Annotated in this window: 24 protein-coding genes; 8 read left to right on the plus strand and 16 right to left on the minus strand. The window is 65.7% G+C overall.

The window, feature by feature from the left end; all coding sequences use genetic code 11:
- The 4 genes from ACKAE7_RS15665 to coaE all read right to left on the minus strand — a co-directional run.
- On the minus strand, positions 1-700 hold a 700-nt coding region (locus ACKAE7_RS15665; protein WP_408979692.1), incomplete at its 3' end, for an MFS transporter.
- Positions 701-805: 105 nt separating this feature from the next.
- Positions 806-1,834 (minus strand): TerC family protein, encoded by a 1,029-nt coding sequence (locus tag ACKAE7_RS15670; RefSeq protein WP_188808981.1) that lies wholly within the window; start codon positions 1,832-1,834, stop codon positions 806-808.
- 202 nt (positions 1,835-2,036) lie between these two features.
- Positions 2,037-4,133, minus strand: coding sequence for an excinuclease ABC subunit UvrB (gene uvrB, locus ACKAE7_RS15675; RefSeq protein ID WP_104187347.1), 2,097 nt, complete (start codon positions 4,131-4,133; stop codon positions 2,037-2,039).
- An 80-nt stretch (positions 4,134-4,213) separates the two neighbouring features.
- Positions 4,214-5,428 carry a dephospho-CoA kinase gene (gene coaE / locus ACKAE7_RS15680; RefSeq protein WP_408979693.1) on the minus strand — a complete coding sequence of 405 codons (1,215 nt, stop codon included), beginning with the start codon at positions 5,426-5,428 and terminating at the stop codon, positions 4,214-4,216.
- Between the two features lie 149 nt (positions 5,429-5,577).
- Between coaE and ACKAE7_RS15685 the strand changes: the two genes are divergently transcribed.
- Both ACKAE7_RS15685 and ACKAE7_RS15690 read left to right on the plus strand, forming a co-directional pair.
- Complete coding sequence (locus ACKAE7_RS15685) at positions 5,578-6,267, plus strand: YigZ family protein (protein WP_190611798.1); 690 nt, start codon at positions 5,578-5,580, stop codon at positions 6,265-6,267.
- Positions 6,251-6,769 carry a GNAT family N-acetyltransferase gene (locus ACKAE7_RS15690; protein WP_408979694.1) on the plus strand — a complete coding sequence of 173 codons (519 nt, stop codon included), beginning with the start codon at positions 6,251-6,253 and terminating at the stop codon, positions 6,767-6,769. The genes ACKAE7_RS15685 and ACKAE7_RS15690 overlap by 17 nt, the downstream gene beginning before the upstream one ends.
- Before the next feature lie 114 nt (positions 6,770-6,883).
- On the opposite strand, the gene rpsA is transcribed toward ACKAE7_RS15690, so the two are convergent.
- Both rpsA and ACKAE7_RS15700 read right to left on the minus strand, forming a co-directional pair.
- Positions 6,884-8,362, minus strand: a complete 1,479-nt coding sequence (rpsA, locus tag ACKAE7_RS15695; protein ID WP_188808985.1) for a 30S ribosomal protein S1 — start codon at positions 8,360-8,362, stop codon at positions 6,884-6,886.
- A gap of 219 nt (positions 8,363-8,581) precedes the next feature.
- The gene (locus ACKAE7_RS15700; protein WP_408979695.1) at positions 8,582-9,898 is read right to left on the minus strand and encodes a GNAT family N-acetyltransferase; all 1,317 of its coding nucleotides are present in this window, start codon (positions 9,896-9,898) and stop codon (positions 8,582-8,584) included.
- 233 nt (positions 9,899-10,131) lie between these two features.
- Here ACKAE7_RS15700 and ACKAE7_RS15705 point away from each other — a divergent pair, with 233 nt between their 5' ends.
- The gene (locus tag ACKAE7_RS15705) at positions 10,132-11,589 is read left to right on the plus strand and encodes an APC family permease (protein WP_408979696.1); all 1,458 of its coding nucleotides are present in this window, start codon (positions 10,132-10,134) and stop codon (positions 11,587-11,589) included.
- A 91-nt stretch (positions 11,590-11,680) separates the two neighbouring features.
- Here the strand turns inward: ACKAE7_RS15705 and polA are convergent, their stop codons facing one another.
- On the minus strand, positions 11,681-14,323 hold the full coding sequence (gene polA, locus ACKAE7_RS15710; RefSeq protein WP_408979704.1) for a DNA polymerase I: 2,643 nt from the start codon (positions 14,321-14,323) through the stop codon (positions 11,681-11,683).
- A gap of 235 nt (positions 14,324-14,558) precedes the next feature.
- Here polA and ACKAE7_RS15715 point away from each other — a divergent pair, with 235 nt between their 5' ends.
- The 3 genes from ACKAE7_RS15715 to ACKAE7_RS15725 all read left to right on the plus strand — a co-directional run bounded on the left by ACKAE7_RS15715 (position 14,559) and on the right by ACKAE7_RS15725 (position 17,221).
- Complete coding sequence (locus ACKAE7_RS15715) at positions 14,559-15,077, plus strand: hotdog fold thioesterase (protein WP_408979697.1); 519 nt, start codon at positions 14,559-14,561, stop codon at positions 15,075-15,077.
- Positions 15,078-15,115: 38 nt separating this feature from the next.
- On the plus strand, positions 15,116-15,541 hold the full coding sequence (locus ACKAE7_RS15720) for a hypothetical protein (protein WP_408979698.1): 426 nt from the start codon (positions 15,116-15,118) through the stop codon (positions 15,539-15,541).
- A 159-nt stretch (positions 15,542-15,700) separates the two neighbouring features.
- Positions 15,701-17,221, plus strand: a complete 1,521-nt coding sequence (locus tag ACKAE7_RS15725) for a DUF222 domain-containing protein (RefSeq protein ID WP_408979699.1) — start codon at positions 15,701-15,703, stop codon at positions 17,219-17,221.
- A 53-nt stretch (positions 17,222-17,274) separates the two neighbouring features.
- Here ACKAE7_RS15725 and ACKAE7_RS15730 read toward each other — a convergent pair whose 3' ends face one another.
- The 6 genes from ACKAE7_RS15730 to ACKAE7_RS15755 all read right to left on the minus strand — a co-directional run bounded on the left by ACKAE7_RS15730 (position 17,275) and on the right by ACKAE7_RS15755 (position 21,325).
- Positions 17,275-17,835 (minus strand): dihydrofolate reductase family protein, encoded by a 561-nt coding sequence (locus tag ACKAE7_RS15730; protein ID WP_408979700.1) that lies wholly within the window; start codon positions 17,833-17,835, stop codon positions 17,275-17,277.
- A 135-nt stretch (positions 17,836-17,970) separates the two neighbouring features.
- Complete coding sequence (locus ACKAE7_RS15735) at positions 17,971-18,192, minus strand: hypothetical protein (RefSeq protein WP_104187371.1); 222 nt, start codon at positions 18,190-18,192, stop codon at positions 17,971-17,973.
- On the minus strand, positions 18,189-19,442 hold the full coding sequence (locus ACKAE7_RS15740) for an inorganic phosphate transporter (protein WP_188729851.1): 1,254 nt from the start codon (positions 19,440-19,442) through the stop codon (positions 18,189-18,191). The genes ACKAE7_RS15735 and ACKAE7_RS15740 overlap by 4 nt, the downstream gene beginning before the upstream one ends.
- A gap of 153 nt (positions 19,443-19,595) precedes the next feature.
- Positions 19,596-20,102 (minus strand): HAD domain-containing protein, encoded by a 507-nt coding sequence (locus tag ACKAE7_RS15745; RefSeq protein WP_188808993.1) that lies wholly within the window; start codon positions 20,100-20,102, stop codon positions 19,596-19,598.
- Between the two features lie 18 nt (positions 20,103-20,120).
- Complete coding sequence (locus tag ACKAE7_RS15750) at positions 20,121-20,807, minus strand: hypothetical protein (RefSeq protein WP_190611813.1); 687 nt, start codon at positions 20,805-20,807, stop codon at positions 20,121-20,123.
- Positions 20,808-20,884: 77 nt separating this feature from the next.
- Entirely contained in the window at positions 20,885-21,325 is a 441-nt protein-coding gene (locus tag ACKAE7_RS15755) for a VOC family protein (RefSeq protein WP_408979701.1), read from the minus strand.
- A gap of 131 nt (positions 21,326-21,456) precedes the next feature.
- Here ACKAE7_RS15755 and ACKAE7_RS15760 point away from each other — a divergent pair, with 131 nt between their 5' ends.
- Positions 21,457-22,077: an L-threonylcarbamoyladenylate synthase gene (locus ACKAE7_RS15760; protein ID WP_188729858.1), complete on the plus strand. Its 621-nt coding sequence runs from the start codon at positions 21,457-21,459 to the stop codon at positions 22,075-22,077.
- Between the two features lie 63 nt (positions 22,078-22,140).
- On the opposite strand, the gene ligD is transcribed toward ACKAE7_RS15760, so the two are convergent.
- Positions 22,141-23,163, minus strand: coding sequence for a non-homologous end-joining DNA ligase (ligD, locus tag ACKAE7_RS15765; RefSeq protein ID WP_408979702.1), 1,023 nt, complete (start codon positions 23,161-23,163; stop codon positions 22,141-22,143).
- A gap of 68 nt (positions 23,164-23,231) precedes the next feature.
- Between ligD and ACKAE7_RS15770 the strand changes: the two genes are divergently transcribed.
- A complete protein-coding gene (locus ACKAE7_RS15770) occupies positions 23,232-23,909 on the plus strand; it encodes an alpha/beta family hydrolase (protein ID WP_188808998.1) in 678 nt (225 codons plus the stop codon).
- A gap of 43 nt (positions 23,910-23,952) precedes the next feature.
- Here the strand turns inward: ACKAE7_RS15770 and ACKAE7_RS15775 are convergent, their stop codons facing one another.
- A complete protein-coding gene (locus tag ACKAE7_RS15775; RefSeq protein WP_190611826.1) occupies positions 23,953-24,105 on the minus strand; it encodes a hypothetical protein in 153 nt (50 codons plus the stop codon).
- A gap of 155 nt (positions 24,106-24,260) precedes the next feature.
- A partial coding sequence (locus ACKAE7_RS15780; RefSeq protein WP_408979703.1) for an ATP-dependent helicase C-terminal domain-containing protein occupies positions 24,261-25,307 on the minus strand: 1,047 nt, incomplete at its 5' end.

The following is a 25,307-nucleotide window of genomic DNA, read 5'->3' on the forward strand; positions in this document are numbered from 1 at the left end:
CGACGACGGCGGGACGCTCGCCCGGGGCCTGCGCGGCCTGCAGACCCTCACGCGCCTGCTGGGCAGCGAGTTCCCTGGCGAGCAGCAGCGGGTCCGGCCGAAGCCCAACAAAGAGCAGAACGGCTGCCAGGAGCAGGCCGGCCCCGGAAATCACGAAGGGCCCGGCAACGGGCGGAAGACCCAGCGCCTGGCCCACCACGGTGCCGGGCTGGATCAGGTTGGGACCGGTGACGGCGCCGATGGTGACCGCCCAGACCACCGTTGACAGGGCCAGGCCGCGGTGGTCTGGGTCGGCGAGGTCCACCGCGGCGAAGCGCGCCTGCAGGCTGGCAGCGCTGCCCACTCCGATGCCGGCGGCCCCCAGCACCAGCAGCACGAAGAGGCCGGACACCACCGCGAGCACCATCAGCACAGCACCCGCCAGGGCCGCGGACAGCCCGGCTACCTGCCCGATCCGGCGTCCCCGGCGGTCTGCCAGGGCGGCCAGAGGCAGTGCTGCCAGCGCCGCACCCAGCGTCATTACTGTAGCCACGGCACCCGCCCAGGCGCTGGACCCTGACAGCTCTACCGCGAGGATCGACCCGATGGACACCGTGGCGCCGGTACCAATGCCGCCGAAAACCTGGGCCGTGCCCAGCAGCGCCACGGTGCGCCGCTGCACCCGGCGCACCCCTTGTTCCGTCATCAGGATTGGACCCATGCACCGAGCATAGTCCCCGCCGCGCCGCGCAGCAGGGACGGTTTAAAGCAGGCAATCCCGGCCGCACGGCGGCCGGGATTGCCTGCTTGTATCGGGAGGAAGGGGCTACTCGGCGTCGCTGTGGCTCTTCCGGATGTCCTCTTCGAGGCGGGGGTCCAGGTGCGCTTCCTTGGCCTTGGAGCTGACCAGGCTGGCGATCACGGCGATCACGATGGTGCCAACGATGACTGCCAGGGAGACGAACGTGGGGATTTCGGGAGCCCATTCGATGTGCTGCCCGCCGTTGATGAACGGCAGTTCGTTCACGTGCATTGCATGAAGGACCAGCTTGACCCCGATGAAGGCCAGGATGAAGGACAGCGCGTGCTTCAGGTAGATCAGGCGGTTCATCAGGCCACCGAGCAGGAAGTACAGCTGGCGCAGGCCCATCAGGGCAAACAGGTTGGCCGTGAACACGATGAACGGGCTCTGGGTAAGGCCGAAGATTGCGGGGATGGAGTCGACGGCGAAGAGCAGGTCCGTGAGGCCGATGGTGATGAACACGATCAGCATCGGGGTGAAGACCCTCTTGCCGTCCACGGTGGTGCGCAGCTTGTTGCCGTCGAAGTTTTCCGACATGGGGAAGACCTTGCGGATCTTGGCGATGAGCGGGTTTTCGCGGTCTTCTTCGTCTTCGCCCTCATCCTGGGCCTGCTTCCAGGCAGTCCACAGCAGGAACGCGCCGAAGATGTAGAACACCCAGCTGAACTGCTCAATGACGATGGCGCCGAGCAGGATGAAGATGCCGCGCAGGATCAGGGCGATGATGATGCCCACCATCAGCACTTCCTGCTGGTATTTCCGGGGCACGGAGAAGCGGGCCATGATGATGATGAAGACAAACAGGTTGTCGATGCTGAGGCTGTATTCCGTCACCCAGCCGGCGACGAACTGGCCGCCGTACTCAGGGCCGGTGAAGGCGAACATGGCCCCGGCGAACACCAGGGCGAGGCTGACATAAAACGCTACCCACAGTCCGGCTTCCTTCATGGAAGGTTCATGGGGACGCCGGACCACCAAGAGAAGGTCAATCAGGAGGATCAGGCCGAGGACGACAAGTGAGCCGACTTCGAACCACACGGGCAATTCGAGCACAGGGTAGCCTTTCGCAGGGTACAGAGATGCGGTGTAAGTCTCTCCGGCCTGCCTGTGCACTTGGTGCTGAAATGGCGGCCCGCTACGCCCGGCCTGGCAACTATGCCCTGCGTGTTGACGATCGTAGCGCTCGGGATACTCCCCTACGTGACCTTAACTGTACCGCAGTCACCCGGGCCGCCCGTCCCCCGTCACCTTTGTGTCAGGCGTGCCCTGCCGCCTGCATCTGCCGCAGTTCCTTTTTCAGCTCGCTCACTTCGTCCCTGATCCTGGCTGCCACCTCGAACTGCAGTTCGGCGGCAGCACCGTGCATCTGCTCCGTCAGCTGCTCGATCAGCCCCACCAGATCCTCCGCCGGTGCTGCTGCGAGGCCGTCGGAGCGCACCTGGGCGGCACCCTTCGCTGCGGACTTCCGCTTGCCGCCCTTGGCCAGCCGGCTGTTGTTGAGCAGCTCCTGGGTGTCGGCGTCTTCCTTGGCCAGTTGGTCGGTGATGTCCGCGATCTTCTTACGCAGCGGCTGCGGGTCCACCCCATGCTCGGTGTTGTAGGCCACCTGGATGGCGCGGCGCCGGTTGGTCTCGTCGATGGCATGCGCCATGGAGTCCGTGATCCGGTCGGCGTACATGTGCACCTGGCCCGAGACGTTACGGGCGGCGCGCCCGATGGTCTGGATCAGTGAGGTTGAGGAGCGCAGGAAGCCTTCCTTGTCCGCGTCCAGGATGCTGACCAGGGACACTTCCGGGAGGTCCAGGCCCTCACGAAGCAGGTTGATGCCCACCAGGACGTCGAATTTGCCCATCCGGAGTTCGCGCAGCAGCTCAACTCGCCGCAGGGTGTCCACGTCGGAGTGGAGGTACTCCACCTTGATTCCGTGGCCCAGGAGGTAGTCGGTGAGGTCCTCGGCCATCCGCTTGGTGAGGGTGGTGACCAGGATGCGCTCGTCCTTGGCGGTACGGGTCTTGATCTCCCCCAGCAGGTCATCGATCTGGCCCTTGGTGGGCTTGACCACCACCTCGGGATCGATGAGCCCGGTGGGCCGGATGATCTGCTGGACGAACCCGTCCGCCTTGCCGAGCTCGTACTTGCCGGGGGTGGCCGACAGGTAGACGGTCTGGCCGACGCGCTGAAGGAACTCGTCCCATTTCAGCGGCCTGTTGTCCATGGCTGAGGGCAGCCGGAAGCCGAAGTCCACCAGGTTCCGCTTGCGGGACATGTCGCCCTCGTACATCGCGCCGATCTGCGGGATGGTCACGTGGGATTCGTCCACCACCAGGAGGAAGTCGTCCGGGAAGTAGTCGAGGAGGCAGTGCGGTGCCGTGCCTGGGGCTCGGCCGTCAATGTGCGAGGAGTAATTCTCGATGCCGTTGCAGAAGCCCATCTGCTGCATCATTTCGAGATCGTAGTTGGTCCGCATGCGGAGGCGCTGCGCCTCCACCAGCTTGTTCTGGCCCTCCAGCACCTTCAGCCGGTCGGCGAGTTCGTCCTCAATACGCTTAATGGCCCTGGACATGCGCTCGGGCCCGGCCACGTAGTGGGAGGCGGGGAAGACATACATTTCCTCTTCGTCCCGGATCACCTCGCCGGTGAGCGGGTGGAGCGTGTGGATATTCTCGATTTCGTCACCGAAGAACTCGATCCGGATGGCCAGTTCCTCGTACATCGGGATGATCTCCACGGTGTCCCCGCGGACCCGGAACGTGCCCCGGTGGAAGTCCATGTCATTGCGGGCGTACTGCATGGACACGAACTTCCGGAGGAGGTCGTCCCGGTTCATCTCCGCGCCCTTGCGGAGCGTGACCATGCCGGCGATGTATTCCTCCGGTGTACCCAGGCCGTAGATGCAGGACACTGTAGCCACGACGATCACATCCCGCCGGGTCAGCAAGGCGTTCGTGGCGGAGTGGCGGAGCCTTTCAACTTCCTCGTTGATGGAGGAGTCCTTCTCGATGAAGGTGTCCGTCTGCGCCACATACGCTTCGGGCTGGTAGTAGTCGTAGTAGGACACGAAGTATTCCACCGCGTTGTTGGGCAGCAGTTCGCGGAATTCGTTGGCCAGCTGTGCCGCGAGGGTCTTGTTCTGGACCATCACCAGGGTGGGCCGTTGGACCTGTTCGATCAGCCAGGCCGTGGTGGCGCTCTTACCTGTACCCGTGGCGCCGAGAAGCACCACGTCCTTTTCGCCGTTCTTGATGCGCTCCGTCAGTTCGGCAATGGCGGCGGGTTGATCGCCCGCGGGCTTGAATTCGCTGATGACCTCAAAGGGCGCCACAACACGGTTGATATCCTGCGCAAGGCTCATGGATCTAATCTACAACCGGGCACCGACACTATAAGGGCCCGTCCGTTACGGGCGAACAGCTCCGGTCCGCGGCACCGGCTTCACGACGCGTACGACGGCGGCGCCCACCCGGTCTCGTCAGCCCAGGCGGACATAAGGGGCCATGCAACGTCCGTGAACCACGGTTCCTTGGCCTCCGCATATGCCCTCGTACCCGCCGAGCTGGCGAAGCGCCCCGCAAGGTCTGCCTTATGCCCTGCGTAAAGCTTGCGTGCGGACGGGTTGGCCCGCAGCCAGTCCCGGAACATCAGGGCATAGCGCCACCCGGGTGAGCCGGCAACGCGGACGTGGATGTTAACCGGACGCGCGGGGTCCGCGTTGGCGTGGAACCGTTTCTGCCACTGCCCGGGATTCGGCGCGCCCGGTTTAGGCGTATCGAAGCCGGCACCGGTCACCAGGGGGAACCCGGCTGCCGCCAGCAGGGGTGCAGCACTGTCTGCTGCGTCCAGGCCGGAAACGGCAACCTGCAGGTCTATGACGTCCTTGGCGGCCAGCCCGGGGACGGACGTGGAGCCAATATGGTCCACCGCCAGGATGAGCCCGTGGGCCGCGGACTTCAGCCTTGCCGAGATCCTGGCTGCGTCCTTGGCCCATTCCTCCCGATACGGCTCCAGGACAGGTCCGCAGTTCCTCGCGGCACGCTTGCCTGCAGCGAGATTGCGGGCAAAGGGCACCAGCCGGCCGTCCCAGAGCCGGTCCACCTGGTCCAGGAGGTGCTGCATGCTGCCAGAATTATCCAGGACGACGTCGGCCGCAGCCAGCCGATCCTTCCGCGTTGCCTGCGCGGCCATCCGCGACAGTGCAGCCTCGGGCGTCATCCCGCGGTGCTCCAGCATCCGCTGGAGCCGCACGTCGTCCGGCGCATCCACCACCACCACCAGGTGGAAGTCGCTCCCCTGCCCGGTTTCCACAAGCAAGGGAATGTCCTGCACCACCACGGCATCTTCTGCCGCAGCCGCCACAATAGCCGCGGCCCGTGCACGGACCAGGGGGTGGACAATCCCGTTGAGGGCCTCGAGCCGCTCGGGGCTGCCAAACACCAGCGCGCCGAGCCTGGGGCGGTCCAACCGGCCGTCGGCGCCAAGGACATCTCTGCCAAACTCCGCCACAACGCGGTCCAGGCCCTCTGTGCCGGGCTCCACCACTTCACGGGCCAACGCATCAGCATCCACGAGCACCGCGTCGCGTTCTTTCAGGCGCGAGGCCACCACTGACTTCCCGGAGGCGATGCCGCCCGTTAACCCGATCTTGAGCATCCCCCCACCCTAATCGCCCTGCCCAGGTCCACGTGCGTCTCCTGAAGCTGCATGCCACATACTGGCTGCAATAGCGGGGGCCACGACGAGTACGCGCGGCAACCCCAGGGCTTGCCGGGTCATGGGAGCTTGGGCCTAGACTTGGGCGGGTGCAAGGGGAAGAGAGCAGGGCCACCAGCTACACCACACTGGCGGCGGGCTCCGATTTCCGCCACGAGCTGGAGATCAAGCGTTCCCGGTTCATCACTGTGCTGCGCCGGGCTGACAGCGAGGACGCTGCACGGGACCTGGTGGCAGGCCTCCGCCGCGAGTTCCACGACGCCCGGCACCACTGCTCGGCGTTCGTCATTGGACCCGACCGGAACATCCAGCGCTCCAACGACGACGGCGAACCGTCCGGAACAGCAGGCATTCCCATGCTGGAAGCTTTGGCCAAACGGGAGACGACGCCCGGGGCCGCCGACCTCAGCGACGTAAGCGCCGTCGTCGTCCGTTACTTCGGCGGAGTCCTGCTCGGGGCGGGCGGACTGGTGCGGGCCTACTCCGAGTCCGTATCCTCCGCGCTTGCCCTCGTGCCGATGGTGCGCCGCAGCCGCCTGCGGATCTGCTCGGTGGAAGTGCCGCACGCTGCTGCCGGGAAGCTCGAAAACGACCTGCGGGCCGCAAACCTGGTGATGGCCGGAACCAGCTACGGATCCCGGCAGACCGTCCTGCAGGTGGCGGTGCCGGACGACGCCGGCGCAATAGCGGACGCCGCGGAGCGGGTGCAGTTGCTGACGGCCGGCAGTGCCTCGCTGGTGGCGAAGGGAACGGAGTGGGTGGATGTCCCCCTCCCCTGAGGTGTCCCTGGTGGACGTGGGTGAGACGGTGCTGGACGGGCTCCTTGCCCTCGCAAAGCGCGATGCTTCCCCCGATGAGGTGGCTCCCCCGCTGGGCGGGCCAGGCTGGAACCCTGAGCGGACCGCCTGGTTCTTCAGTTACCACCGCGCCGCCGCCTACGGCCTCGACGGCCTCGCCGGGGAGAAGACGTGGGGAATTGTCGCCGATGGCAGCCTCGCCGGATCCATCCGGCTGCGCCGCATCACATCCGGCACCACGGAATCCGGACCTGGCGGCGCGGTGGCCGATACGGGAATCTGGCTTGGCCGGAGCTTCCGGTCCCGGGGCGTGGGCGGCGCCGCATTGCGCCTGGTGCTGGATGAGGCCCGAAGGGCGGGACTTTCCCGGGTAATTGCCCGCACCCTGGCGGGAAACATCGGCGCCCAGCGCATTCTGGCCTCAGCCGGGGCCGTCCTGACGCACGACGACGACGGGACGGTCCGCGCCGTCGTCGAACTTTAAGGCGCTGGGTGACGCCTGACCGACGGTAGCCAACAGCTGGGTTAAAGCAACAGACCCCCGGCCTTGTGGGCAGGGGGTCTGTTGCGTTGGCCCGGAAAACCGGGCCGTTGGCAATTAGTTGCCGGTCAGCTTCTCGCGCAGGGCGGCGAGAGCCTCGTCGGATGCAAGCGTGCCTGCACCGGTGTTGGACTCAGCAGCCGGCTCCGAGGAGTAGCTGGTGGTGCCGGAATCGCTGTCACCGGACGTTGCAGCAGCAGCGTCGTCGGCAGCGTGCTGGGCAACCTGCTTCTTGTGGGCTTCCCAGCGGGTCTGGGCGTCAGCGTACTGCTGCTCCCAGGCGGCGCGCTGGTTCTCGTAGCCTTCAAGCCACTCGTTGGACTCGGGATCGAAGCCCTCGGGGTACTTGTAGTTGCCCTCTTCGTCGTACTCTGCGGCCATGCCGTACAGAGCCGGATCGAATTCGGTGCTGTCGGCGTCGACGCCCTCGTTGGCCTGCTTGAGGGACAGCGAGATGCGGCGGCGTTCCAGGTCGATGTCGATGACCTTGACGAACAGCTCGTCGCCAACGGAGACAACCTGCTCGGCCAGTTCCACGTGGCGGACAGCCAGCTCGGAGATGTGGACCAGGCCTTCGATGCCGTCTTCGACGCGGACGAACGCACCGAACGGAACGAGCTTGGTGACCTTACCCGGAACAACCTGGCCGAGGGCGTGGGTGCGGGCGAAGGTCTGCCACGGATCTTCCTGCGTAGCCTTGAGCGACAGGGAAACGCGCTCGCGGTCCAGGTCCACCTCGAGAACCTCGACGGTGACTTCCTGGCCAACCTCGACAACCTCGGACGGGTGGTCGATGTGCTTCCAGGACAGCTCGGAAACGTGAACCAGGCCGTCTACGCCGCCCAGGTCCACGAAGGCACCGAAGTTGACGATGGAGGAAACGACGCCGGGACGGACCTGGCCCTTTTCCAGCTTGTTGAGGAACGTGGAGCGGACCTCGGACTGGGTCTGCTCGAGCCATGCACGGCGGGACAGAACAACGTTGTTGCGGTTCTTGTCCAGCTCGATGATCTTGGCTTCGATCTGCTGGCCGATGTACGGAGCCAGGTCGCGCACACGGCGCATCTCGACGAGGGATGCGGGCAGGAAGCCGCGCAGGCCGATGTCGAGGATAAGACCACCCTTGACGACCTCGATGACGGTACCGGTGACAACACCGTCTTCTTCCTTGACCTTCTCGATGTCGCCCCAGGCACGCTCGTACTGAGCACGCTTCTTGGAGAGGATCAGGCGGCCTTCTTTGTCTTCCTTGGTGAGCACCAGGGCTTCGACCTGATCGCCAACGGAGACGACGTCTCCGGGATCAACGTCGTGCTTGATGGACAGCTCACGGGAGGGGATGACACCTTCGGTCTTGTAACCGATGTCGAGCAGGACTTCATCGCGGTCGACCTTGACGACGGTACCTTCGACGAGGTCTCCGTCGTTGAAGTACTTGATGGTGGCGTCGACAGCTGCGAGGAAGTCCTCAGCGGTACCGATGTCGTTAATGGCGACTACGGGGGTACCGGGCTTCTCGGTGGAGGTGATGGTCATGTAGTAGGGGCTCCGTTGTGGATAGTTAGTTGATCAGGCGACCACCACTTCCGGGTACTGACCTGGAGGCGGAGCGCGGCGGATTTGCCGGGTCATCCTGATTGCGCGGCGTTGACATGCAACCAAAGCTGGGCACACGTAACACACGCCTGTTCATTCTAGTGGTTGCCCGTTACGAGGGTCAAAGCGAGGCACGCCGGCTTGACGTGTCCTTGCAGTTCAGAAGTGGGTGAGGCAATGCGTAGCCCGCTCCACCGCGAACATCTGCCGCGCTTTCAGGGCGGCGCCGGGCGTGTTTTCGGTGATCCGCCCCGCCGCGGCCAACGTGACGGGACACACCCCGCCCAGGTAGATCGAGGACAGCGCAGAGACATCCAGCGCCAGATCCGCCTGCGCGGCGTCCGGCAGGCGCTCGACGGCGGCCTGGCCGCCGTCGACGTTCAGGGCGTATCTTCCCGCCGTGAGGCCGAGCGGATCCGCAACGGCGAAAACAAGCCGTCCGTCCACGGGGTAGTGCCGGGCTTCCAGCGCCTTGGCAGCATCGAGGATGCGGAGCCACAGCATGTCCCGGCTGTCCGATGAATCGATGCAGCGCGGGTCCTCGAGTGCCCAGGCCAGCGGATCGTCAATGGGTGCTTCGTTCCACGAGACGCGCTCCACCAGGTCGATGGCGCCCAGGAACTGCCACAACTCCAGGTAGGCATCATTGCTGCCGGCCAGCAGGTCCACTACTTCTACCGTGTAGGGCTCGGTGTCCCAGCCGAGGAACTTGTAGGAGACATAGCCGTCGATGTCGCCGCCCGGACCGTAGTGGAGTGCAACCTTGATGGCCGGATCCTCCTTGCCGTCGCGGGCCAGGGATCCGGATGCAAGCTGCCGGTACCAGTCCTGCCGGCCGATGGACCCCGGGGTAAGCCGGTGCACCCGCTCGAAGACCTCCGGCGCCAGTTGCAGCAGGGCCTTGGGATCTGCAATCTCCACGCTTCCCGAAGGCAGGTGCAGCAGGTTGAAGCGCGCGGTGGTGTCCACCTTGACTGCGCGTTCAAAGCTTGAGACGCCGTAACCGAATCGGCCGTAGATGGCCCCCTCCGAGGCAGTCAGGGCAGCCATGGCAATGCCGTCGTCCTTGGCGAGTCGCAGGTCCTCGCTCATCATGCGCCGCAACAGGCCGCGCCGCCGGTGGGAGGTACGGACCGTCACCGACGTGACCATCTGGGATTCGAGCATCCGGCCAAATCCGATATTGAGGGTCTTGCGGAAGGTTGCGAAGGTAGCCACCGGCACCGTTGCCGGCATGGAGGACGGCGCCACCGCGCCAGTCTGGTAGACGCCGGTGAGCACGCGGCCGTCAGCCTCGTACGTGGCGAGCGACTTTGCCACATGCTCGGGCGCCCTGGTGGATTCGTGGAACCCGAAAGAGACAGCACGCGACCACGCTTCCGCCTCCGCGTAACCGTCCTTGCCCTCGGAGACCGCGCCAAAGCGCCGGATTTCATAGTTGCCACTCAGTTCAGCCACGGTTACGAGCCTAGTCATGGCCCGCGGCCGTCGCCAGTCACGCACGCACCACATTCGCAGCTCCGCTGCAGGCACCCGCCTTCGGCATCCTGTTCAAATACAGCTGCAGCATCCTGGGCCAATGCACAGTGCGCGGGCAGCCTTGGGGGTCTAAGTTAGAGCAGGACGTGACGCGCTTCACAAGCGGGGGACAAGCGGTCTGCGCCCCACGCGAATTTTCTGCCCGCAGCACCCGACCCTAGCGAGGACACATGCAAGTTTCCCAAGCGGAACAAACACCGGACGCATCCCTGCTGAAAGTCCTGGGCAACTGGGACGCCCTGGCACTCGGATTCGGAGCCATGATCGGCTTCGGCTGGGTGGTCCTCACCGGCGGCTGGATCGCGTCGGCCGGCACCATGGGGGCCGTCCTGGCAATGATCACCGGCGGCGCCATCATGGGCGTGGTGGGCCTGACCTACGCCGAGCTGACAGCGGCCATGCCGAAGGCCGGCGGTGAGCACAACTTCCTGCTCCGCGGGATGGGCCCCCGGTGGTCCTTCATCGGTTCCTGGGCCATCACCGGCGGGTACATCACCATCGTCGCCTTTGAGGCCGTGGCACTGCCCCGGACAGCGCAATACCTTTTTCCGAACCTCAGCCAGATCCCCCTGTGGGAAGTGGCGGGCTACCAGGTGCACCTGACATGGGCGCTGGTCGGGGCAGTGGCAGCAGTGGTGATCACCGGAATCAACATCCTCGGTGTGAAGCTTGCCGGCGTTGCCCAGACGTTCGTGGTGGTTTTCCTGCTCGTCATTGGCCTGATGCTGGTATTCGGCTCCTTCGTTGGAGGTTCGGCGACCAACATGGAGCCCTTCTTCACGGGTGGCCTGAACGGCTACTTCGCTGTCCTGGTGGTTGTCCCGTTCCTGTTCGTGGGCTTCGATGTCATCCCGCAGTCAGCCGAAGAAGTGAACATCCCGGCCCGGCAGATAGGCAGGCTCGTCGTCGTCGCCGTCATCCTCGCAACCATCTGGTACGTCATGACAGTTTTGACCACGTCCTCGGCGATGCCCGCGGGCGAGATCGCACAGGCTGACATTGCAACAGCCGATGCCATGGGTGCGCTATTCGGCAGTGACGTGATGGCGAAGATCCTCATTGCCGGTGGCATCGCGGGAATCCTGACCTCATGGAACTCGCTGCTGCTGGGCGCCTCGCGCCTGATGTTCTCGATGGCGCGTTCCGGAATGCTGCCCGCGTGGTTCGCCAAGCTGCATCCGAAGTACCGCACTCCGGTCAACGCGCTCCTGTTCATCGGCGTGCTGTCCTTCGTTGCGCCGTTCTTCGGCGTATCGATGCTCGGCTGGCTTGTTGATTCGGGGGCGCCCAGCATCGTTATTGCCTACATCCTGGTCGCCGTGGTGTTTGTGATCCTGCGCCGGCGCGAGCCCGGTATGGACCGGCCGCTCCGCGTGGGCGGCCAGGGCAACGGCGGCATCGTCATCGGCATCACCGCTGTGGTTCTCTGCGTCGGGCTCCTCAGCCTCTACATGCCCGGCATGCCCGCAGCCCTCACCCCGCCGCCATGGATCCTGTTCGGCCTCTGGTGGGTGCTTGGAGCAGTCCTCCTGTTCCGGATCCCGTCCGGCATCACCCCCGGAGAGGACGCGGAGCACAACCTCCTGGAGCGGCTGAGGCAGCGGCGGGAGTCGGCAAGGAACAGCTGACAGGCAGCCCTCCCTGGGAGGGGCTGGGCTTACCGGCAACGCAGAAGAGGTGGGACGGTTTCCGTCCCACCTCTTCTGCGTTGTGCGTGGCTTAGTGTCCGGCGTCGTACCAGCTGGGTCCGACGCCGATCTGGACCTCCAGCGGAACGCTGAGGTCCGCTGCGGCGGCCATCTGCTCGGTCACCAGTTTCTCCACCGCTGCGCGTTCGCCCGTGGCGACTTCCAGGACGAGTTCGTCATGGACCTGGAGCAGCATCCGTGATTTCAGTCCCTGGGCCTTCAGTTCAGCGTGGACACCGAGCATGGCACGCTTGATGATGTCCGCCGCCGAGCCCTGGATGGGGCTGTTCAGTGCGATGCGCTCGGCGTTTTCGCGCAGCTGCCTGTCCGTGCTGGTCAGGTCCGGCAGGTACCGGCGGCGGCCCTCGATGGTGGCGGTGTAGCCGTCCACGCGGGCCTGGTCGACGACGCCGCGGAGGTAGTCCCGGACGGCGCCGAACCGGTCGAAGTAGTCCTTCATGAGGGTGCGTGCCTCATCCACGGAGATCTCCAGCTGCTTGGACAGGCCGAAGGACGTCAGGCCGTAGGCCAGGCCATAGGACATGGCCTTCACCTTGGAGCGCATGGCGCTGGTGACCTCTTCGGTGGGCACGTGGAAGATGTTCGAGCCGACGAACCGGTGGAGGTCCTCGCCGTCCTTGTAGGCCTGGATGAGGCCCTGGTCGCCGGACAGGTGCGCCATGATGCGCATTTCAATCTGCGAGTAGTCTGCGGACAGCAGGCATTCATAGCCCTCCCCCACCACGAAAATGCCGCGGACGCGCCGGCCTTCCTCGCTGCGGATGGGGATGTTCTGCAGGTTGGGGTTGTTGGAGGAGATCCGGCCTGTTGCTGCCACGTTCTGCGCGTACGTGGTGTGGATGCGGCCGTCCTCTGCCACCGATTTTTTCAGGGATTCAAGCATCTGGCGGAGCTTGGCGGCCTCACGGTGGGCCATGAGCTGCACCAGGAACTCGTGACCCGTTTTTTCCAGCAGGTTCTTCAGCGACGCGGCATCCGTGGTATAGCCGGACTTGATCTTCTTGGTCTTGGGCAGCTGGAGTTCCTCGAAGAGGACAGTCTGGAGCTGCTTGGGCGAACCCAGGTTGACCTCGTGGCCGATCGCCGCGAATGCCTGTTCCTGTGCCTGGTCGATGACCCCGGCCAGGTCGGCGATCTGGTCATCCATGCGTGCCATGTCAATCCCGATGCCCGCGAGTTCCATGTCCGCCAGGACCCGGCTGACCGGCAGCTCCAGGGTGGAGAGGAGTTCCTCTGCCCGGCGCTCCTTCAGTTCCGATTCGAAGTAGCTGCTGAGGGCAAGGACGACGGCGGCGGCCTGGACCAGTGCGTCGGCGGCGGCGTCGTCCTCGCCGTCGAAGGAGAGCTCCAGCTGCCCTGCCTTGGCTGTTGCGCCCGGGATGCCCACGTTCAGGTGGTGCTGGGCCAGCTCGGCGAGTTCATAGGTGCGCCGGTCGGGCTGGATCAGGTAACCGGAGATGGAGGTGTCGTCCACGACGCCTTCCAGCTCCAGCCCACGGGAGGTCAGGGCTTTGAGGGCGGCCTTGAAGCCGTGCATGACCTTCGGAGAGCCGGGGTCGCGCAGCCAGGCAGCCAGGACGTTCTCCGTGTCGGCGTCCTGTCCGGACAGGTCAATGTAGGCGGCGGCGCCGTCCCGGACGATGGCCAGCGCTGCGGCGTCCTCGCCGATGCGGCCAGGGATAAGGTCCACAGCGAGGGCGGAGCGTTGTCCGGCGCCGGCGGCCAGGAATGCGGACAGTTCCGCGGCGTCAGCCGGGGTGACGTACTCGGGAGTGTCGATGCTCTCCCGCTCGGCGGCCGGCTTGTCCTCATCGCCGTACAGCGCGAAGAGCCTGTTGCGGATGGTCTTGAATTCGAGCTTGTCGAAGAGGTCCTCAAGTGCTGCCTGGTCCGGGCGCGGCTGGTACAGGTCATCGAGTGTGACGGGGAGTTCAAGGTCCGTGTGGAGCTGGTTCAGCCGGCGGTTCCGCTTCACGGCGTCGACGTTCTCGCGCAGCGCGTCGCCCACCTTGCCGCCAATGGAATCCAGGTGTTCCAGGACGCCCTCAAGCCCCCCGTAGAGGTTGATCCACTTGGCCGCGGTCTTCGGTCCGACGCCGGGCACGCCCGGGAGGTTGTCCGCAGTTTCGCCCACCAGTGCGGCGAGGTCGGAGTACCTGCCGGGGCTGACGAAGTACTTTGCCTCGATGGCGGCGGCATCCATCCGCGGAATATCGCTGACGCCCTTCTTGGGGTACAGCACAAAGACGTTGTCCGTGATGAGCTGGAACGCGTCCCGGTCCCCTGACACCAGCAGAACCTCGTACCCTGCCTTTTCACCCATGGCCGCGAGGGTGGCCAGGATGTCGTCAGCCTCATAACCGGGCATTTTGATGGTCTTGATGCCCCAGGCCTCCATGACCTGCCCAATGAGGTCGATCTGGTTGTTCATTTCCCGGGGAGTTTCGTTCCGGCCACCCTTGTATTCGCTGTATTCGGTCTTGCGGTGGGTGGACTCGTCAGAGACGTCGAAGGCCACGGCGATGTGGGTTGGCTGCTGCTCCTTGATCAGGTTGATCAGCATGGAGGTAAATCCGTGGATGGCGTTGGTGTGCTGCCCGTTGGTGGTTGAGAACTTGTCCGCAGGGAGCGCGAAAAAAGCGCGGAATGCCATGGAGTGGCCGTCCAATACCAGCAGCCGCGGCTGGCCGGTCATGGGGACTACGGGGGCAGCGGTCGCTGAAACGGACCCGCCGGCCGGGACCCCAACGTTGTCCTGGCCTGCACCTTCCCCGACTGCAGCGTCTCCGAGGGCGATTGAGCCCTGCGGGGCGTTGTCCTCCTGCAGGGTTTGGGACGGGAAAGGGGCCGGTTTGGTTGTTTCACTCACAGGTGCCAGCCTAGTTGCCATGATGGACAATTTCACGCCCGGCCCCTTCGCCGAAGAGCTTTCCGCCGCCGGCATCCCTGAGCACCTGCACGCCTGGCTTGGTCGGTTCGGGATCGGCGCCCTGGTGGTGAAAATGGGGATCCGGTTCCAGGAGATGAGCCCCGAGCGCAGCGTTGCCACCATGCCGGTGGAGGGCAACACACAGGTCGCTGGAATCCTGCACGGCGGGGCGCACGTGGTGCTCGCCGAAACACTGGGGTCCTTCGCCGCCGGGATGCACGCCGGGCCGGGCCGTCACGCGGTGGGCATCGAGGTCAACGCCACCCACCACCGCTCCATCTCCACCGGAACCGTGACGGGAACGTGCACCGCCATCCATTTGGGACGGACCCTGGCCACCCATGAGATCGTGATGACTGACGAGCAGGGCAGGCGGCTGTCCACGGCACGCATCACCAACATGATCCGGGACAACGTCCCGAGCCCGGCCCGGAAGGGGTCGATCAGTCCATCGCAGGGAACGACTGACGACGGCTGACAGTGACGATGCAGACGGCGGCCGCGTAACCTCAACCCATGGGAAGGATCAGCGGAATCTGGGTTGCCGGTGTCTTATTGCTGCTGACCGCGTGTTCCGCTGCACCGGCGTCAATTGCTGAATCTGAACACGCGGGCGGGCTCCCTGTACAAGCAATCACTGCGACTCAGGACTCCTCCGGCCGAGACCTTGCATACCCTTTTCCCACGGCAGGCTGGCTGGACGGCGGCGCCAGGTTCGCCGTTGTGCTGGCCGGCAGTTCGAGCTGCCCTGCGTTTCCGTCCTCCATCGACGTTGCCGATGCTTACACCATTAAGCTTGGCCTCGACACCCGCGGCGGACCCGCCTGCACAGCCGACATGGCGCCACGCACCTACATCATCAGGACTCCTTCCGATATAGACAGTTCGCGTCAGGTGACACTCCTGTTTGGCGAAACCACCGTGGCGCTGCCGCCGCTGTAGCCGACCGGCTGCCGGGCCCAATCGGCGACGGCACAAGTCGCCTGGACGCCAGCATGCGGGGCAGGATTGGCGGTTTCCGCTGGCAGCAAAGCCTCCTGGGAAATCTTCCGCGGGTGTGCTGTCCGCGTGATTGTCAGACCCCCTTGCCATGATGGGTTTATGGGCAGCGAAGCGGTGGCGAGGGCGTTTGCGGATATCAGGGCCGCCCTTGCCGTGCTCAACGCTGAGGTGGACGGGTGCGGTTCAGAGCCGTTCTCGGCTGCCGATCCGTTGGCCGGGCTGGCGGACGGGAACCTGGACATCCTCGCCGGCGCGGCGGCTGTGGAGGCCGGCATGGCGGGGTTGAAGGCCCGTGCTGCCATGAAGTATGCCGACACCGCCCATGCCCTGGCCCCTCCCGGGATGCCGGTGCAGGCGCAGGAAATGGCTGTGGCCGCCGAGATCGGGTGCGTGCTGGCCATCGGGCCGCGGGCCGCCAGCGCGTTCCTGGCCGTATCCCACGCCCTGACCAGCACCCTTCCCCTGACACTCTCGGCCCTGCAGGCCGGAACAATTTCCTGGCAGCACGCCCTGGCCCTGGTGGACGAGGCAGCCACCCTCGACCCCGCCGGCGCCGCCGCCCTCGAAGCCCACTTCCTGGACCCCGACACCCCCAGGCCCGCCACCGCGGCCACGATCGGGGAAATACCCGCGCACCGGCTCCGGCACAAGGCCCGCACCTGGCGCGAACGCCACCACGCCGAGAGCATCGAGAAGCGCCACGCCAAGGCCGTGGCGGACCGGCGGGTGGAATACCGGCCGGACCAGGACGGCATGGCCTGGCTGTCGGCCTGCCTCCCAGCCCATCAGGCAATGGCAGGATGGAACCGGCTCAACGCCCTCGCCCGGGCCGCACAAGGACCTAACGAGCCCCGCACCCTCACCCAGATCCGGGCCGACCAGTTCGCCTCAGCGATCCTCACCAACGGCACCAATCCCGCCCACTCGTCGCCGATCCGGGCGCAGGTCCTCGTCACCGTGCCGGTATTCTCCCTGGCGGGAGAGACCGGTGAGCCGGCCATGCTCGACGGCTTCGGGCCCATCCCGGCGTCCATGGCACGGGACCTGGTTGCGAACGGTGCTGATTCGTTCCACCGGGTCCTTGTTGATCCGCGGGACGGGGCGCCGCTGGAAATCGGCCGGACCAGCTACCGGGTTACCAAGGCGATGCGGAACTGGCTGCGGATGCGGGACGGCACATGCCCCTTCCCCGGCTGCAGCAACAGCTCCCTGGATAACGAGGCAGACCACCTCCTGGCCTGGCAGCACGGCGGGACCACCGGGATCAGCAACCTCGGACAACCCTGCCCGAAGCACCACAAACTTCGACACACCACCGGCTGGGAACCAACACCCGCCACCAAGGATGACCCACCCGGCTGGACCTCACCCACCGGCCGCCACTACAAAAGCGAACACCAGGACTGGGAACCACCCCACTGGCCGGAGTCTGCCCTGTCCGCCATGCCCGCGCGACTAAAACCGGAGGAGCAGCCCCGGGAACGTCATAAGGGACAAGCGCACCGCCCGCCGCCCTACCCGCCCACGCCCGCCGCCCCAGGTGGCTTCGCGGATCTTCTACATCGCGGGCTATCCCAGGCAGAAGTCGAGCTGGAAAAGTTCTTCTATGGCAGCGGCTGACCGGGCGGCTGCGCGGTCATTGACCTGCACGCCCTGCGCTGTGCGCCGTTGACCTAAGTGCCGCTGGCCGCGCGGCCGTCCGAGAGGTACCGCAGCTCAACGATGCCCCTGCCCATGGTGCGGGAGGCAACCAGCTCAAGCGGCGGCGTCGGCCCTTCCAGGGGGAGCAGCCGCTTGCCGCTTCCCAGAACCACGGGAATCACCGACAGGATGATTTCATCCAGCAGGCCGGCAGCAAAGAACTGAGCCGCCAGGTTGCCGCCGCCCACTACCCAGATGTTTTTGCCGCCCGCGGCCCGTTCGAAGTCCGCTGCGAATTCGGTCACGTCCCCGCGGACGAACGTGATGTCAGAGCCCGCCGGCGCCGCATACTCATGGTGGGTGAACACATAGGACGGAGTATCCGGATAAGGCCAGTTGTCCGGTTCGTGTTCCAGAAGCCACGAATAGGTTTCACCACCCATGACGATGCAGCCCACACCCGCCATAAACGAGTCATAGCTTTCCTTGCCGCCCTCGAAACCGTCGAACTGCAGGAGCCAGTCCAGGTCATCAGTGGGGGTGGCAATAAAGCCGTCCAGGGATGCGGCAACGTAGTACTGGATGTGAGGCATGGGCCAAGCCTAACCAACCGCACCTGCCCCTGCCAGAGACTGGTTGGACCCGCGGAGGGGGAGCAGGAACTGCCTCAAGCGAAGACAGTGGCGGGCAATGCCGGCGTTAACCTGACGCAGCGACAGGGGGCCTGGTCAGCCGGAGAAGTACGGAATGATCAGGTACAGCCCGAAGAGAACCGCCAGGCTGCACAGGCCGAAGCAGATGTAGGCAAGGGACCGCTTAATGCCCGGGGACGTCTGCTGAACGTCAGCGGCGATGGCGGTGAGCCGCACGCCGAGCGAGTACAGGACCACAACTGTTACCGCGGCCGTCAGAGTGGCGCCGGCAACGGTCAGGAGTTCCAACCACTTCATCTCTGAGTCTCCTTCTGGTTGTTGGCGTCAGCGTCAGCCTCTGCCTGCGCTTTGGCTTTGGCGTGGGCGCGCGCACGCGCCATGGCCTTCTTCTTGGCAAAGCGCACGGCCTGGCCGGCTTCCTCCACCTCGATGGCGTTGTGGTGGCCGACGGCGGACTTGCGTGAGTAGAAGAACATAAAGAGGACAGCAGCGGTGCCGGCAACGGCGGCGATCAGGACGCCGATGACACCGGTCTTCACCAGCAGGGCGGTCAGGGCCCCCACAATGCCTGCTGCCGGAAGAGTGAAGAGCCAGCCCAGGGCGATCTTTCCCACCATGCTCCAGCGGACGCTGGTCCCCTTCCGGCCCATGCCGGATCCGATAACGGAACCGGACGCCACTTGGGTGGTGGAGAGGGCAAAGCCGAGGTGCGAGGACGCAAGGATCGCGGACGCGGTGCTGGTCTCCGCCGCGAAACCCTGGGCCGGCTTCACTTCGGTGAGGCCGGCACCCATGGTGCGGATGATGCGCCATCCGCCGGCGTAGGTGCCGATGGCGATGGCGAAGGCACAAGCGGCAATGACCCAGAACTGGGGGCCGGATCCGGCCTCCTGGGTGCCTGCGGCGATCAGGACCAGGGTGATGATACCCATGGTCTTCTGGGCGTCGTTGGTGCCGTGAGCCAGGGCCACCAGGCTTGAGGTGAAGATCTGTCCGGTCCGGAAGCCGCCGCGCTTCTGGGTGAGCTTGCTGCCGGTCTCCGGGTCATGCCGGGACGTCAGGGCGTATGCCAGGCGCGTGCAGATGTAGGCGACAATACCGGCGATCAGCGGGGCGAAGATGGCGGGGAGGATGACCTTTTGCATCAGGCCCTCGAGGTTGATCGAGTTGAAGCCGATGCCGGCGATCGCGGCGCCGATCAGACCGCCGAACAGCGCATGCGAGGAACTCGACGGCAGGCCCTTGAGCCACGTGATCATGTTCCAGAGGATGGCACCCATGAGGCCGGCGAAAATGATGTCCGGCGTGATCTGGATCCCGTCCGACCCTTCCCGGATGATTCCGCCAGAGACCGTCTTGGCCACCTCGGTGGAGAGGAATGCGCCCACGAGGTTCAGGATGGCCGCCAGGGTCACCGCTGTCTTCGGCTTGATGGCGCCGGTTGCAATGGGCGTGGCCATGGCATTCGCGGTGTCATGGAAGCCGTTCGTGAAGTCGAAAAATAGTGCCAGTGCGATGACCAGCGCCACCATGAAGGTGATATCCACCTGTTGCCCAATCTGCAGAGTCGACGTTCAGCAGTTTCATCTCCCCCGGCTGCCTTGCACAGCATAATTCACCAGCTGTTCGCGTGGAATGACCTGTGGCGTTAACACAACCGGCGTGAAACCTTATCGATCGTACGCGTCCGCGGCATCAGGTCAAAACAACGGCCGCACCAGAAATGACTGCACCCGCTGCAGTTCGGCAGGCGAGATTCCGCGCCTCGGGTCCGGGGACAATGGCAGGATCCGGCGGCCAAGGAGCCTGGCCCAGGACTGCGCCTCCGCCTCGAACCCAAGCTGGTCGTCGATCCAGGCCACGGCTTCCGGACCGGTCTCTTCCACATCATCCTGAATGGCCGCAAGCTTCCACCAGCCGGCGCCCGTGCCTGCCCCATCCGCCGTCAGGTATGGCCACCGTGCCCCGTCCAGGCCGATGGCCGGGCACAGATACTGCGGCGCGAGTTCTTCCCAGCTTGTGAGCCAGACGCACCGCACCCCTGCCATTGCGGCGATTCCGTTCAGTGCGTCCACCAGTTCAGGTGCGTAGGCCACGGGCAGGAGCCCAGCAGTCGAATGTTTCCAGCCGGATCCCCAGCCGCTGGAGCCTTCCGGTCCGAAAGGACAAATAACGCCGTCGACATCGATATAGAGAGTGCGGGTCACGGCCGGGGTCCAGAGAACCTAGTGGTGCCGGAAGTCCGACGGTTCGCGGCCGGCGTCAAGCCCTGGCGCTACCTGCCCCTCCAGGGCAGCAACGGTGGCATCCGGCAGGACGATCAGGCCATCGAGTTCGCGGCGGGCGCGCTTGTAGGCCGCCTGCCTTTCGGCTGGAGTGGCGGCATGGTCCCCGGCGATCCTCAGCAGCTGCCGGGCAGTGGCGAGCCGTTCACGCTCCGGGCCGGTGAACTTGCTGTCCCGGATCCGGCGGGCTTCACGTTCGGCCACCTCCAGCGCCACCGCGAAACTGTCGACTGCCTTCCGGTAGGCCTCCAGCCGCGAGGGCGAGCCCATGTCCGCCGGGGAATCCGGGCGCTGGCCGTCCGCCTCCCTTTTTGCCCGGAGGAAGGCCACAGTGAGCGGTTCACGGACGTCGGTCATGAGCGGAAAATCGATGAGCTTCCCAACGTCCAGCTCGTAGTCCAGCCAGCGCTTGTTGATGGAGTCGTGGGTGGCAACAAGCGCTTCTACGTCCGCTGCGGAGGCCCTTTCGAGTTCATGGGACTGGTTCTTGAGCTTGTACAGCTCCACTTTTCGCTGGTGCCGCCGCTCGCCGGCCTTGCGCAGCGAGTTGGTCCAATGCCCGGCAAAGGCGATCGCGGGGAAGACCAGCCACCATGTGTCGTCAAGGAACTCAAAGAGGGATTCCACGCCTCAATCCTCGCACCGCCCGGAACCCTCCTCAAGAACCCGCAGCCACCCGATAAAGCCGCACGCCAGAAGGCGGATCAGCCCTGGGGAGTTTCCGCGGCCCCCTGGGCGCTGTTGACGTTGACCAGCCAGGCCATGCCAAAGCGGTCCGTGCACATGCCGAAAATGTCACCCCACGGCGACTGCTCCATGGGCACGGTCACCGTCCCGCCGTCGCCGCTGAGCTTCTGGTAATAGCCGCGAAGTTCCGCTTCATCGTCGCCGCTGAGGGAGATGGAAATGGACGCCCCCGGCGTGTACCCCATGCTGTTCGGAGTGTCGGCGCCCATCAGCACCATCCCCTTGCTGGTGGTGAGCATGCCGTGCATGATCTTCTCCGACTCCGCTGGATCATCGCTGGCCTGGAACTCTCCGAAGGTGCTCAGGGTCAGCTCGCCGCCAAAGACGGACTGGTAGAAGTTCATCGCTTCGCGGGCGTTGTCGCGGAAGCTGAGGTAGGGATTGAGGGTGGTCGGCATGATGGATCTCCTTGGCGTGGGGACGGAACATGGTGGAACCAGTCACCATCCTGCCTCAAAGCAGGGGCAGGTGGTAGGGGAAACGGGGCGGGTGGTGCACAAGTGTCCGGCTGGGCCGTAGGCTCTGGGTCATGGCCAGATACTTTGACGTTCACCCCCAGGACCCCCAGCCGCGTGCCATCACCCAGGCCGTGAAGATAGTGCTCGACGGCGGCCTGATCGCCTACCCCACGGATTCCTGCTACGCGCTGGGCGCCCAGGTGGGCAACCGGGACGCACTGGACCGGATCAGGAGCATCCGCCGTCTGGACGACAAGCACCACTTCACGCTGGTCTGCCGGGACTTTGCCCAGCTGGGACAGTTCGTGAACATCGGGAACGATGTCTTCCGCAGCATCAAGGCCGTCACCCCCGGCGGCTACACGTTCATCCTTCCGGCAACGAAGGAAGTTCCCAAGCGCCTGCTGCATCCCAAGAAGAAGACCGTGGGTGTGCGGATCCCGGACAACCGCGTGGTCCAGGCGCTGCTGGCAGAACTGGGCGAGCCGCTGCTCTCAAGCACCCTGCTGCTGCCCGACGAGGAGGACCCGCTGACCCAGGGGTGGGAAATCAAGGAACGCCTGGACCACCAGGTGGACGCCGTGATCGATGCCGGCGACTGTGGTTCCGAACCCACCACCGTGGTCGACTACTCCACCGGGGTGGCAGAGGTGGTCCGGCGCGGAACCGGCGACCCGTCCCGCTTCGAATAGCCGGCCCGATTCTCCGGTCAGGCCGCAGGTATATCGGCGGCGGCCCGCCCCTTGCGGGGTGGGCTAGTCCTGCTTCCGCGCCCTGCTGGGCTGCACCCGGGGCGGCTCGCCCGGCATTTTGGGGTAATCCGGCGGGAAGGGGAGCTCGCCAAGCCCGGACTTCAGGTCGCGGTCCCACCATCCGAGCAGGGTGTCAATGGTCCCCGGGTTGCTGTGCATGTCCGCCCAAGGGTCACCGGCCGTTTTAAGCCGGTCCGGCACGGTCAGGATGGTGAAGTCCTTCGGGTCCACGTTTCCCAGCTCGTCCCAGGTGATGGGGCAGGACACTGGCGCATGGGCCAGCGGCCGCGGGCTGTAGGCGCCTGCGATGGTCCGGTCCCGGTTCGCCTGGTTGAAGTCCACGAACACCCGCTGGCCGCGCTCTTCCTTCCACCAGGCCGTGGTGACCTTGTCCGGCATACGCCGTTCCAGTTCCCGGGCGGCGGCGATCACCGCATGCCGGACGTCGAGAAATTCCCTGGTGGGTTCGACGGGCGCATAGACGTGCAGGCCGCGGTTGCCGGAGGTCTTGATGAAGCATTCCAGGCCTGCCTCTGCCAGCACCTCCTTCAGCGCCAGGGCAGCCGGGACGGCGTCGTCGAAGTCCGTTCCAGGCTGGGGGTCAAGATCGATCCGGAGCTGGTCGGGGTTGTCCGTGTTGTCCGCGCGTGAAGGCCAGGGGTGGAACACGATGGTGTTCATCTGGACTGCCCACACGGCGGCGGCGGGTTCGTCAAGTATCAGCATGGGGTGAGACCGGGCACTCGGGAACACCACGGGGGTGGACCGGATGAACTCCGGGGCACCCTTTGGCGGGTTCTTGGAGAAGAACATCTCCCCCTCGATGCTGCCCGAGAACCTCTGCAGCGCCACGGGCCTGCCGCCGTTGGCAGCGATGAATGCTTCCCCGACGTCGGTGATGTACCGCGCCAGGTCGAGTTTGGTGATTCCGGGTTCCGGCCAGATCACCCTACTGGGGCTGGAGATGCGCATCTCGCGCTCGCCGTGGGGGCCCTGAACCGTAAGGGTGGTCTGTTCACTCGCCATGGGGACAACGTACACCCCAGGATCGGAGGACCGGCAGATTTGCGCAGCCGGTCCGGCAAGATGGAGACATGTCCGTTTCAGCATCAGACTTCCGCATCCCCGTGGGCGAGGGCACGGTGGGCGCCGCCTTTGCCCGCCCCGACAACCCGACCGCCACTGTGGTGGTGGCCCATGGTGCCGGCGCCGGCATGGATCATCCCTTCATGCACGGGTTTACCGGTGGGTTGAACTCGCTGGGAATTGCCACCCTGCGCTTCAACTTTCCCTACCGGGAGGCGGGGCGGAAATTTCCGGACCGGCCGCCCGCGGCCATCGCCGCCTGGCGGGCCGCTATGGCGGCTGCGGCGGAGCGGGCGGCGGAATACGGCGATACCGGCCCGCTGTGGGCTGCCGGCAAGTCGTTCGGCGGACGGATGGCCTCCATGGCCGTCGCGGAGGGGATGGAAGCCGCCGGGCTGGTGTTTCTTGGGTACCCACTGCATGCTCCGGGGAAGCCCGACAAGCTCCGGGACGAACACCTGTACGGCATCACTGCGCCCATGCTTTTCCTCCAGGGCAGCCGGGACACGTTCGCTACCCCCGAACTCCTTGAGGATGTTGTGGGCAGGATCGGGCCCTCAGCCGTCCTGCAGTGGGTGGACGGCGGCGACCATTCCTTTGCGGTGGCAGGCCTCAAGCGTTCCGCGGCGGAGGTGGGTGCCTCCCTGGCGGAGCCGGTGGCCCGCTTTATCCGCTCCTCCGGCTGACGCCGGACGCGTTCCAGGGGCCGGCCCGGCGGAAGTGCGGCCGTCAGGCCGCTTCTTCGTGCCACCAGCCTTCCCAGGCTGCCGAGGTGAGCTGCCCTTCGGGGAATTCCGTGCTTCCGGTTCCGCCTGCGTGGAACCGGCTGTCATCGCTCCGGCGGCCGTCGAGCAGGAGATTGAGGTTGTTGAGGAGAAACATTCTGTAGGTCCTTCCATGTCTGCGTGTGGACCACTCTGTCCAGGTGGAAACGAGCCTATGCGGCGCATGTTTCAGCGCGTCGACGCGAAGTAACAAGCGTGTATCGGACATCTCACTCACGGAACACCGACTGGGGAGGCCGTCCCGGCGGGACGCTAGTTCCGCTGTTTGGTCCGTGCAGTGGCGGGCGCGGACCAGGGATCTTCGGGCCAGGGATGCTTGGGGTAGCGGCCCCGCATTTCGGCGCGGACCTGGGCGTAGGGTCCGGACCAGAAGGACGCCAGGTCGCCGGTGACAGCCAGCGGCCGCCGGGCCGGTGAGAGCAGATGGAACAGCACCGGCACCCGGCCGTTGACCAGGCGGGGCGTCGCGGCCAGGCCAAAGCACTCCTGGAGTTTGACGGCCACCACCGGCGGCGCCGTCACGTCAGACCACTCGGGGTAGTCAATCCGTACCCTGGAGCCACTGGGAACTTCCAGCAATTCGGGCGCGAGCTCGTCCATCCTGGCTGCCTCCGGCCAAGGAAGCAGCCGCCGAAGGGGCTCAGCAAGGTTAATCGTGTTCACGTCCGCACCGGCCGCAAGCGACTCAAGCTCGGGTCCCAGCCAGTCCTGCAGCCGGCCGAGGAGTCCGGCCTCCGACACGTCCGGCCACGGCTCCCCCAGCTCGCGGTGCAGGAAGGCGAGACGCCTGCGCAAGGCCTCTGCCGCCGTCGACCAGTTAAGGGCAGCCAGTCCTTCCTGCTGCAGCGCTGCTTCCACCGCGGCGCGGCCTTCGGCAGGCGACGGTCGCACGGGCGTGGACGCGAGGACAATAGCGCCCAGCCGCCGGACCTTGCGCGCGGTGACCCGGCCCTGGGTCAAGGCCGCCTCCACGTTCTCGACCAGGAGGTGGGAGGCGGCTGATTCGGCGAGGCCGGCGGAGAGCGGGGCGGCGGCGCGGATCACGGCACCGGTACCGGCCGAGTCCCTGCCTTCGCCTCGGGACACCTCAGCCACTGCCAGCCATTCGTGCCCGGCAAGGCTGCTTCCGGCGGGGAGTCCGGCCCGGGTTCCGGAGGACAGCAGGTACTGCTCTGGCCCGTCGCCGGGAACCCTGCGTGCCACCCGGTCGGGGAAGGCAAGGGCGACGACGGCGCCCACCAGGGCGCTTCCGCCGGCAACGGGCGGTAGTGCGGGAGCGCCTGGCGGGGGTCCCGCCTG

This window comes from Pseudarthrobacter sp. NKDBFgelt, from assembly GCF_046097905.1.
Classification (GTDB): Bacteria; Actinomycetota; Actinomycetes; order Actinomycetales; family Micrococcaceae; genus Arthrobacter; species Arthrobacter polychromogenes.